This window comes from Tomitella cavernea (genome assembly GCF_016599145.1).
Taxonomy (GTDB): Bacteria; Actinomycetota; Actinomycetes; order Mycobacteriales; family Mycobacteriaceae; genus Tomitella; species Tomitella cavernae.
The window spans coordinates 1-7,345 of sequence record NZ_JAENKO010000087.1 but is presented as its reverse complement, the minus strand read 5'-3'; the positions used below and the strand labels follow the sequence as shown (position 1 = coordinate 7,345).

The window sequence follows — 7,345 nt, the reverse complement described above, 5'->3', positions numbered from 1 at the left end:
CTGGATACACCGTAGCACACTCACAAGCGCACCGCCCCCAGCCCCTTCCGGGCTTGGGAGCTGCTCTCGCCGCTCCGGCCCGACCAAAGTTACGCCCACCCCCACCCAAACACAAATCCCCAGGTCAACGCAGGCCTGAAAGCGGTTCCGTCTGCCAGGGAGGAATAGGCGAACGGCCGGCCACGACACAGAAGTCGGGGCCTCGCCCGGCGCGAACGCCGTGCGGGGCCCCGACAGGATCGTGCCGCTGGGGCTGTGGCTATGCCCCCAACACCAGACCGGAGGTCGGCACACCGGTGCCGGCGGTGACGAGGACGCGCGCCGCGTCGTCGACCTGATTCACCGAGGTGCCGCGGATCTGCCGCACCCCCTCCGCGATGCCGTTCATCCCGTGGATGTAGGCCTCGCCCAGTTGACCACCGTGCGTGTTCAGCGGCAGCGTGCCGCCGACTTCCAGCGCGCCGGGTTCGCGGACGAAATCCTTGGCTTCGCCCCGGCCGCAGAACCCGAGGTCCTCGAGCTGCATCAGCACATAAGGCGTGAAGTGGTCGTAGAGCACGGCCACATCCATGTCCTGCGCACGGAGACCGGACTGCTCCCACAGTTGCCTGCCGACGAGCCCCATCTCGGGGATGCACGCCAGGTCCGGCCGGTAGTAGCTCATCATCATGAACTGGTCGCGCGCGCTGCCCTGCGCGGCGCCGAGGATCGACACCGGCTTCTGCGGCAGGTCCTTGGCCCTCTCCGCCGAGGTCACCACGATCGCGATGCCGCCGTCGGATTCCTGACAACAGTCAAGCAGGTGCAGCGGGTCCGCGATCATCCGCGAGTTCTGGTGGTCTTCGAGGGTGATCGGCTTGTCGTAGAAGAAGGCGTTCGGGTTGACGGCGGCGTGCTTGCGGTCGGTCACCGCGATCCGCCCGAAGTCCTCGCTGGTCGCGCCGTACTCGTGCATGTACCGGCGAGCCATCATCGCAACGGTGCCGGCCGGGGTGCTCAGGCCGTGCGGGTAGGAGAACGCGTAGTCGGCGCCCCCCGAATCGACACGATTGACCAGCCCGGTATCGACCTGGCCGAACCGCTTGCCGGAGCGCTCGTTGAACGCGCGGTAGGCCACCACCACGTCGGCCACACCGGTGGCCACCGCGATTGCGGCCTGCTGCACGGTGGCGCAGGCCGCACCGCCGCCGTAGTGGATCCGGCTGAAGTACTTCAGCTCCGGAATGTCGAGCGCGCGCGCGATGGCGATCTCCATGTTGGTGTCCATGGTGAACGACACGAGCCCGTCGACGTCGGCGGGCGTGAGCCCCGCATCCTCGACCGCGAGCCGGACCGCCTCGGATGCCAGGCGCAATTCGCTGCGCCCCGAGTCCTTGGAGAAGTCGGTGGCACCGATCCCGGCGATTGCGGCGGCGCCGGAGAGCGCCTGCACTGACTGCCCGCTCATGCGCCGGCTCCCTTCTCCGCGGTACCGTCCATGACCAGCGTCACCGTCGAGGTGATGTGCTTGCCCAACGAGTCGGCCCCCGTCACCGCGAGGGTGACCAGGCCGTCATCGCCGACCGATTCGACCGTGCCGCTCAACCTCAGGGTGTCGTACGCGTACCAGGGCACGCCCAAGCGCAGCGAGATCGACCGGATGACCGCCCTCTGTCCGGCCCAGTCGGTGACGTATCGCTGCACCAGCCCCGTGTCGGTGAGGATGTTGACGAACATGTCCTTGGATCCGCGCTGCTGGGCCCGGTCCCGGTCGTGGTGGACGTCCTCGAAGTCGCGGGTGGCCAGGGCCGATGCGATGATGAAGGTGGGCGTGCCGTCGATCTTCAGTTCCGGCAACGCGTCTCCGGCCGCCACTGCGGGCGGCCCGGCCGGGGGTCCCGCCACAGGGGTGCCGGGCGCGCCGGGGGTGCTGGGGGTCATCGCTTCTCCTTCGCTGCTCCGTCGACGGGACGCCACGCGTACAACGTCCAGGTCTCGCGGCCGGACGCGTCAGGATCCTCAGGGAAGTCGAGGAAGTCCACCTCGACCGGTTGCCCGATGGCCACCGCGTCCGGGTCGACGCCGCGCAGCTCGCCGAGCATGCGCACGCCCTCTTCGAGCTCGACGAGCGCGATGACGAACGGCAGCTGCCGGCCCGGCACCTTGGGGGCGTGGTGGACGACGTAGCTGTACACCGTGCCCCGCCCGGAGGCGACGACGTAGTCGGTGTTCTCCCCCTTGGGCTTCCACAGCGCGGGCAGCGGCGGGTGCTGCAGTGCGCCGTCCTCCAGCTTCTGTATGCGCAGCTCGTGCGCGGCGACGCCGTCCCAGAAGAACTCGGTATCGCGGGAGGCCTGCGGGCGCATCATCTTGGCGCCGTCGAGGTCGTCGACGGGATCACCGGAGGCCGAGCCCGCCACGGCCGGCCTGTCACGCGTGTCGGCCTTCTTGGCCGGCGGGCGGAACTTCAGGATCCGGAACTCCATCTCGGCCACCACGTCGCCGGCGGCGTCACGCCAGTAGTTGCGGGTGGTGAAGAACCAGCCCTCGCCCAGCCCCGTCTTCTTGGGGCCGACGACGTCCTCGAGCACCGTCTCGATGGTGACCTCATCGCCCGGCTTCGTATAACGGTGATAGACCTGGTTGCAGTTCGTCGCGACGACCGAGGTGAAGCCGGCCTCATCGAGGATGTCGGTCATGCGACCGAGCGGGTCGTCAGCCTCGCGCACCGCGCCGAGGCCGCGCATCGTCCACACCTGCGCCATCGCGGGCGGGGCGACGATCCCGTCGTGCCCGGCGGCGCGTGCTGCTGCGTCGTCGACGTAGATCGGGTTGCGGTCGCCGATCGCCTCGACCCAGTTGTTCATCATCGGCTGGTTGATCGGGTCGCGGCCCTTGCGGGGCGCGCTTCCCCCGTCGTCGCGCACGCGCTGCGCGGCATCGAGGATGTACTGGTCCGTCATGGGAGTCTCCTGTGCGCTCACCGGCGGGACACCTTCGGCAGTCCGAGCCCGGCGGTGGAGATGAGGTCGCGCATGACCTCGTTGACGCCGCCGCCGAACGTGATGACGAGGTTGCGCTTGGTCTGCGCGTCCAGCCAGCGCAGCAGGCGGCCGGTGTCCGGGTCGGCGGGGTCGCCCCAGCGGCCCACGACTTCCTCGGCGATCCGGCCCATGCGCTGGACCTGCTCGGTGGAGAACACCTTGGTGGCCGAGGCGTCGGCCATGTCCAGGTCGCCGGTGGCCGCCGCGACCTGCCAGTTGAGCAGCTCGTTGAGCCGGTAGATCGCGCGGATCTCGCCGAGCGCCCGCTGCACGTCCGGCTGGGACGCCAGGGGCGCGCCGTCCGGTCCTCCGCGCTTTGCCCACTCGCTGATGTGGTCGTACAGCCCGCCGATGCGGCCGCACGGCCCCAGCATGACCCGCTCGTGGTTGAGCTGTGTGGTGATCAGGCGCCAGCCCTTATTCTCCTCGCCCACCAGCATCGAGGCGGGCACGCGCACGTCCTCGTAGTAGGTGGCGTTGACGTGGTGCGCGCCGTCCGCCGTGATGATCGGCGTCCAGGAGAATCCCGGGTCCTTGGTGTCGACGATGAGGATCGTGATGCCGCGGTGCCTGTCCTCCACGGTGCCGGTGCGCACCGCCAGCCAGATGTAGTCGGCCTGGTGGCCGCCCGTGGTGAAGATCTTCTGGCCGTTGATGACGTAGTGCGGGCCGTCGTCGCCCTGTTCGAGCACCGCGGTGGTGCGCAGCGAGGCGAGGTCGGTGCCTGATTCCGGCTCGGTGTAGCCGATGGCGAAGTGCACCTCGCCGGCGAGGATCGCCGGCAGGAACTTCTTCTTCTGCTCGTCGGTGCCGTATTTCTGCAGCGTCGGGCCCACGGTCTGCAACGTGACCGACGGCAGCGGCACGTCCGCGCGCACCGCCTCGTTGGTGAAGATCTGCTGCTCGATCTCGCCGAAGCCCTTGCCGCCGAACTCGGTGGGCCAGCCGACGCCCAGCCAGCCGTCGCCCCCCATCCGGCGGATGACGGTCTCGTATGCTTCACCGTGCCGGTCGGTGAGCATCGCCTCGGCCTCGTCGGCCGAGATGAGCTTGGAAAAGTATTCGCGCAGCTCCGTCTGGAGCTTCTTCTGCTCGGGGGTCAGATCGATGAGCATGCTGCCTCCACACCCAGGTCGCGGGCGCTGAGGGCGCCCAGGATGGTCAGACGCGACGCCGGGCCACCGACGAGGCGCACCAGGTCCTTCGTCTGTTCGTAGTACAGGTGCGCCGCGTAGGTGACGTCGGCGCCGAGGCCGCCGTGCATGTGGCTGCACTGCTGCATGGCCACCGGAAGCCGCTCGGCCAGCCAGTACGCGGCGACGGACGTGTCTTCGGCGGCGTCGAGACCCTGCGCGATACGCCAGCACGCCGACGTCGCCGCCAGCTCGAGTGTGCGCGCGGTGACGTAGGAATCGGCCACCTGCTGGGACACCGCCTGGAATGCGGCGATCGGCTTGCCGAACTGTTCGCGCGTGCTCACGTGCTGTGCGGTCAGGTTGGTCATGCCCGTGCCCAGGCCGGCCGCCTGCGAAGCCAGCGTCGCCAGGGCGATGCGGTACACGTCCGCCACCGGCGCGCCGGTGAGCATGGCGTGCGCGTCGACGCGCACGCCGTCGAGCACCATCGTGCACTCCGGCGCGAGAGACGAGGTGAACGTGCGGGTCAGCGTGACACCGTCCGCCCCGGGGGCCACCACGGCGACCCCGGACGACGTCGGCACCAGGATGAACGCCGCCTGTTCGGCGTAGCGCACCCCCACCTTGCGGCCGGTGACGACGAAGCCGTCGCCGTCCACGGCGGCCGTCGTGGCCGGCTCGGCGGGCATCGGCGCCCCCGGCTCGTTCAGCGCCCCCGTGAGGATCGCGCCGCCGGGGATCCCGGCCAGGAAGCGCTGCACGTCCCCGCCGAGGGCGAGCAAAGGCAGCACTCCGAAACCGAGGGTCTCCAGTACCGGCGCCTGCGCCGCGTGCCGGCCGACCTGGTCGAGCAGCACCCCGATCTCCGCTATGCCGAGCTCGTCGCCCCCCAGCGATTCCGGAAGCGGCAGTGAGAGCACGCCTTCGTCGGCGAGCCGCTTCCACAGCGTCTCGTCCCACACCGGGGATTTCCTGTCCATGGCGGCGAGTGCCTCGGCGCTCGCCGCCGTCTGCAGCACGGTCGCGGCGACTTCGGCCACCGCTTGCTGCTCACTTCCCAGAGTGAAGTCCACCTGAAAACCGTCCTATCGAACTAAGTGGAGATACGTGTCACGAACTTTTCCGGCGCGATGTCACGGTCTGTTGCGGAACATCGTCACGATCTGTCCCGGCGCACCGCGCGGGACAGGACCATGGCGTCGGCACCCGCTCGCGTACTGATACTCCGGCTGGCATTGAAACACCGCCGGGCCCGCCGGGGCACGTGGCGGGCCCGCTGTCCGGTAGCAGCGCGGACCGGCGCGCTCACCCGCGCGGTAGGCCCAGCAGACGCTCGGCTGCGACGGTGAGCAGGATCTGCTCGGTGCCGCCGGCGATCGACAGGCACCGGTGGTGCAGGACCTTTTTGATCTGCGGGCCCCACACCGCGCCGCGCACGCCCGCGAGCTCGAGTGCCGCGTCGGCGAGCGCCTGACGGTGCCGCACGCCGATGATCTTGCGCACGCTCGACCCCGGCCCGGGGTCCTGCCCCTCGAGCGTGCGGATCGCGGTGCGCAGCCCCAGCAGCGAGCCGGTGGTGCCCTCGACGACCTGCGCACCCAGCGTGTCGAGCTCAGCTTCACCCAATCCTCCCGCGGCACTGCGAATCTCGGAGATCAATTCCTCCATCTCATCGCCCATCGCCGAGCCGCCGCCCATGGCGACACGTTCGTTGGCGAGGGTGGTGCGCGCCAGACGCCAGCCGCCGTCGACCTCGCCGACCACGCACTCGTCGGGCACCACGACCCCCTCGAGGAACACCTCGTTGAAGAGGGCGTCGCCGGTGATCTCGCGCAGCGGGCTGATCCGGATGCCCGCCGACTTCATGTCCACCAGGAAGTACGTGATGCCTTTGTGCTTGGGCACGTCCTTGTTGGTGCGCGCGAGACAGATCGCCCAATCCGACTGCACGGCCAGCGAAGTCCACACCTTCTGGCCGTCGAGCTTCCACCCGCCGTCGACCCGCTCCGCGGTGGTGCGCAGCGCGGCCAGATCAGAGCCGGCACCCGGCTCGGAGAACAACTGGCACCACGAGATCTCGCCGCGCAGCGTGGCAGGGACGAAGCGGTCGACCTGGTCCGCGGTGCCGTGCGCGATGACCGTGGGCGCGGCCCACGCGCCGATGACGAGGTCGGGGCGGTGCACGCCCGCGCGGTCGAGCTCCTCGTCGATGAGCACCTGCGCGCCCGCCGACGCGGCGCGGCCGTAGGGCTTCGGCCAGTGCGGGGTGAGCAGGCCGGATTCCGCGAGCGCGGCGCGCTGCTGATCTTCGGCGAGCCGGGCGATCTTCTCGGCCTCGGCGCGCACCTCGGCGCGGCCCGCCTCGGTCGCGTCATCGAGCTCCAGGCGCAGGGTGCGGCGCGCACCACCCAGGGTGAGCCCGGCCACGTGGCGGCGCCACGACGCCGACCCGCCGAGCACCTGACGCAGGCCCAGAGCGCGCCGGAAGTACAGGTGCGCGTCGTGTTCCCAGGTGAACCCGATGCCGCCGAGCACCTGGATGCAATCCTTGGCGTTGTCCACCGCGCAGTCCAGCGCGGCTGCCGCAGCCACCGCGGCTGCGATCGACTGCTCGGCGCCCACCGAGCCGCCCTCGGCGCGCTCCTCTGCGGCGACCGCCGCGTCCCATGCGACGGCGCGCGCCTGCTCAGCGCGGCAAAGCATCTCGGCACACAGGTGCTTGACGGCCTGGAATCCGCCGATGGGCCGGCCGAACTGCTCGCGGATCTTCGCGTACTCGACCGCGGTGTCGAGCGTCCACCCTGCGATGCCGGCGGCCTCGGCCGCCGCGAGCGCGGCGAAGAGATCACGCACCAGCCCGGGGCGCAGCCCGGCGAGGACGCGGCCCGCCGGCACGACTGCCGACTCGCAGCGCACCGACGCCAGCGGCACCGAGAGATCCGCCGCCTGCTGTCCGTCCGCGTGGACGCCCGCGGCGCCGGCGTCGATGAGCGCCCAGGTCTCGCCCGCCGCGGCGTCGGCGTCGGCGTCGTTTACTCGCACCAGGACGAGTCCGTCCTCGTCGTACCCGTAGACCAGTCCGGCGTCGCCGGTCAGCGCCAGGCCCCCGTCCGGCGCGGCTGCGGCGGCGACCGGCGCCGGCTCCACCGCGAGCCCGCAGGTGCGCTCGCCGGCGGCCAGGGCGGG

At 70.5% G+C, this 7,345-nt stretch carries 6 protein-coding genes; all 6 read right to left on the bottom strand.

From position 1 onward, the window contains the following. Positions 1-259: 259 nt before the first annotated feature. Positions 260-1,432: a lipid-transfer protein gene (locus JJ683_RS18225; RefSeq protein ID WP_372435343.1), complete on the bottom strand. Its 1,173-nt coding sequence runs from the start codon at positions 1,430-1,432 to the stop codon at positions 260-262. A gap of 11 nt (positions 1,433-1,443) precedes the next feature. After that, a complete protein-coding gene (locus JJ683_RS18220; protein ID WP_242474848.1) occupies positions 1,444-1,920 on the bottom strand; it encodes a MaoC family dehydratase in 477 nt (158 codons plus the stop codon). Next, on the bottom strand, positions 1,917-2,942 hold the full coding sequence (locus JJ683_RS18215; RefSeq protein ID WP_200176199.1) for a bifunctional MaoC family dehydratase N-terminal/OB-fold nucleic acid binding domain-containing protein: 1,026 nt from the start codon (positions 2,940-2,942) through the stop codon (positions 1,917-1,919). Before JJ683_RS18215 ends, JJ683_RS18220 begins: the two co-directional genes overlap by 4 nt. Before the next feature lie 17 nt (positions 2,943-2,959). After that, a complete protein-coding gene (locus JJ683_RS18210) occupies positions 2,960-4,138 on the bottom strand; it encodes an acyl-CoA dehydrogenase family protein (protein ID WP_200176198.1) in 1,179 nt (392 codons plus the stop codon). Further along, positions 4,123-5,232 (bottom strand): acyl-CoA dehydrogenase family protein, encoded by a 1,110-nt coding sequence (locus JJ683_RS18205; protein WP_200176197.1) that lies wholly within the window; start codon positions 5,230-5,232, stop codon positions 4,123-4,125. Before JJ683_RS18205 ends, JJ683_RS18210 begins: the two co-directional genes overlap by 16 nt. 232 nt (positions 5,233-5,464) lie before the next feature. Further along, the coding region (locus JJ683_RS18200) for an acyl-CoA dehydrogenase family protein (protein WP_200176196.1) at positions 5,465-7,345 on the bottom strand (1,881 nt) is incomplete at its 5' end.